General features: G+C 41.9%; 4 protein-coding genes. All 4 read left to right on the top strand.

The features are described 5' to 3' along the window. The first annotated feature begins 95 nt into the window (after nt 1-95). The 4 genes from QZY09_RS16110 to QZY09_RS16095 all read left to right on the top strand — a co-directional run bounded on the left by QZY09_RS16110 (nt 96) and on the right by QZY09_RS16095 (nt 3,534). A complete protein-coding gene (locus QZY09_RS16110; protein ID WP_295674017.1) occupies nt 96-779 on the top strand; it encodes a cell division ATP-binding protein FtsE in 684 nt (227 codons plus the stop codon). 188 nt (nt 780-967) lie between these two features. Continuing rightward, nucleotides 968-1,531 (top strand): nucleotide exchange factor GrpE, encoded by a 564-nt coding sequence (locus QZY09_RS16105; protein ID WP_295674016.1) that lies wholly within the window; start codon nt 968-970, stop codon nt 1,529-1,531. Nucleotides 1,532-1,660: 129 nt separating this feature from the next. After that, nucleotides 1,661-2,830, top strand: a complete 1,170-nt coding sequence (dnaJ, locus tag QZY09_RS16100; protein WP_295674015.1) for a molecular chaperone DnaJ — start codon at nt 1,661-1,663, stop codon at nt 2,828-2,830. A 113-nt stretch (nt 2,831-2,943) separates the two neighbouring features. Next, entirely contained in the window at nt 2,944-3,534 is a 591-nt protein-coding gene (locus QZY09_RS16095; protein ID WP_295674014.1) for a hypothetical protein, read from the top strand. Nucleotides 3,535-3,553: the final 19 nt, after the last annotated feature.

Genomic DNA, 3,553 nt, shown 5'->3' with positions numbered 1-3,553 from the left:
TCATAGTTGATGGTTCATGGGGGGAAAAGCTAATTTCGACTATGAACTATGATCTATGAACCATCAACTCCTTTCATTAACTAATGAACCACAGTATGACCACAAACACTATTATAAACCTTAGAGGTGTCGACATTTACCAGCAAAAGAACCTGGTGCTTAATAATGTTAATCTTCACATAGACAAAGGTGATTTTGTTTGGCTGATCGGGCAAACAGGTTCCGGAAAAAGCAGTTTATTGAAAGTTATTTATGGCGATCTTGCAATTTCCACCGGCGATGGCATCGCCTGCGGGTACGATCTCAATCATATCAAATCAAAAGATATTCCCTTCCTTCGCCGTAAACTGGGCATCGTTTTCCAGGATTTCCAGTTATTAACGGACCGTTCTGTTGAGGATAACCTTCAATTTGTAATGCGTGCCACAGGCTGGACCGATAAAAAATTAATTGCCGACAAGGCGCTGGATGTACTCGAAAAAGTAGGCCTTCGGTCTAAATTAAAAAAAATGCCGCATGAGCTTTCAGGCGGAGAGCAGCAGCGGGTGGTGATTGCCCGCGCATTGCTTAATGACCCCGAAATTATCCTGGCAGATGAACCAACCGGTAACCTTGACCCTGATACCTCTGAAGAAATAGTGCTGCTGCTGAAACAGATCAGCCAGTCAGGCACTGCCGTTATTGTTGCTACACACGATTATCATATCATCCGCACCTTCCCTTCGCGAATTATTAAATGCGAAAACGGGAAAGTTTTGGAAGACGCCAAGATAGTCTGATTTCGGAATTCGGATTGTCGATTTCGGATTTAGTATGGGACAATCGTAGTCATACCACTCTTTAATGACCAAATGACCTCAAAAAGTGTCATTATTTACCCTTAAAAATCAATAGTACTGACACGATGTCGCCTTTGAGTGAATGGCAGGATACTTGATTGGCACTATGAGCTATGAATATTAATGATATGCTAAAGAAAAAAAAGAAAGAAGATATAGAAAATCCGGAAGGGTTTAATAATGCAAATAACGAAAACGGTCAGGCTGTCATTCCTGAGACAGAAGAAATTGAAAATATGCCAACAGCGGCAGATGTTTTGAAAGAAGAACTGGCAACAGCAAATGACAGGTATTTGCGTTTATATGCTGAATTTGATAATTTCAGGAGGCGTACCATCAAAGAACGCGAAGATGCCAGGAAAATGGAAGGCAAAGATGTGATCGTTTCCCTTCTGCCGGTACTGGATGATTTTGACCGTGCCTTAAGGTCAATGGAAAGCGCAGCAGATGTTGCCCCTGTTAAGGAAGGGGTTAACCTGATCCAAAATAAATTAAAGAACACGCTTACTCAAAAAGGGTTAAAAGCCATGGAGTCCATCGGAAATCCGTTTGACCCTGAATTGCACGAAGCCATCACCAATATCCCGGCTCCTACCGAAGATTGGAAAGGAAAAGTGATCGACGAGATGGAAAAAGGCTATTATTTAAATGATAAGGTGGTTCGTTTTGCAAAAGTAATAGTAGGCGCGTAATTGATTTCGGATTTCGGATGTTCAATTTCGGATTTATTAAATTCCAATTAAATGTCCTATCCTAAAAATCAAAATTAAAAAAATTCAAATTCCGAAATCGAAATTCCGAAATCCGAAATAAAAAAAGATATGTCTAAAAGAGATTACTACGATGTGCTTGGTGTAGCGAAGGGGGCAGATGCTGATGAAATTAAGAAAGCTTACCGGAAGATGGCTATCAAATTTCACCCTGATAAAAACCAGGGAGACAAAGCCGCTGAAGAAAAGTTTAAGGAAGCTGCTGAAGCATACGAAGTATTAAGTAATCCCGAAAAACGCCAGCGGTACGACCAGTTTGGTCATGCAGCCAACGCGCATTCTGCCAATGGTGGCGGATATGGCGGCGGTGGTGGCATGAATATGGATGACATATTCAGCCAGTTCGGCGATATTTTTGGCGGCGGCAGCCCGTTTGAAGGTTTTTTTGGCGGTGGCCGGCAAGGCGGCAGCCAGGGAGGCCGCAGGGTGGCGCGTGGCAGCAACCTGCGCATTAAAGTAAGGCTAACGTTGGAAGAAATTGCCAACGGCGCCGAAAAGAAGATAAAAGTTAACAAACAGATTGTTTGTAAAACCTGTGAGGGCACCGGTGCAAAGGATAAATCATCCTTCCAAACCTGTAAAACCTGCGGCGGTTCCGGCGCGGTACGCAGGGTAACCAATACTATTTTGGGCCAGATGCAAACTACCAGCACCTGCCCTACCTGTAACGGCGAAGGCTCAACTATACTGTCAAAATGTACCGTTTGTCATGGTGACGGCGTGGTACGTGGCGAAGAAACTATCAGCATCAATATTCCTGCCGGTGTAAGCGAAGGCATGCAGTTGAGCATGAGCGGCAAAGGTAACGCGGCACCCCGTGGCGGCATGCCAGGCGACCTGATTATCCTGATTGAAGAGATCCCGCATGAAACGTTAAAACGCGATGGTAACAACGTGATTTACGACCTGCACATCAATTTTGTGGATGCTACCTTAGGTACCAGCGTTGAAGTGCCCACCATTGACGGAAAAGTAAAAATAAAAATAGACCCCGGTACCCAGGGCGGTAAAATACTGCGCCTGAAAAGCAAAGGCGTGCCCGAAGTTAACTCTTACCACCGCGGCGATCAATTGGTTCATATCAACATATGGACACCAAAAGTAGTGAGCCGCGAAGAGCGCGAGGTACTGGAGAAACTGCAAAACTCACCCAACTTTAAACCCAACCCCGGCAAAAATGAGAAATCATTCTTTGAGCGGATGAAGGAATATTTTGAGTAGAAGTTGAAAGGTTAAAGGCGAAAGCTAAAAGGTTTTTTAAGCCCGGAATTTTAGGATTTCGGGCTTTTTGGTTTTTCGGGATTAATGATTAGCTTTAATAATCCAATTCTTATATGTTAAAAGTTAACCTAAAAACCAATCAACTGATTTTCACAGCAACAATTGTCTATATAGTTTTATCGATAGCTGAGTTCTATCTAAAAATCAGCCAGGTTGCCGCCTCCAACACAATTTATTATGCCTATTCTATTTTTATGGAGGCTCTATATGTTTTACTAATATTCTATTTGATCAGTATTTTGATGTTTTTCGGAGAAAAAACAGAGATATCAACAGCTGTAACTATGTTAATCTGTATAGATATTCTAAGATTTATAGCCACCGAATGGCCTGGAAAGGTATTAAGTTACGGCCTGACCCCAACTTTGGGCATTTTAACTTTAGTGGCGTATATCTACCTCGTGGTTCAATTTTTCAAGGTCAAAAGCAGTTGCATTTCGCGACCTTTTAGATTACTGGGCCTTAGTTTTTTTGCTGTAATGCTCATTAAATCAGCAATTACTATCGCCTTTCCATTAATAGCGGACGGCATTAACCAGGAATTTAATAATATATTTTCGCTCCTAATACCACTGTCAATACTTTATATATTAAAAAAAGCCACCCGATTAATAAAAGATAAAAACATTGAATTAACTGCTTAACATTGTTTATTTTTTCGGT

It is taken from the genome of uncultured Mucilaginibacter sp., assembly GCF_903913935.1.
GTDB lineage: Bacteria > Bacteroidota > Bacteroidia > Sphingobacteriales > Sphingobacteriaceae > Mucilaginibacter.
The sequence above is the reverse complement of the archived record's forward strand: the minus strand, read 5'-3'. Positions and strand labels throughout refer to the sequence as shown.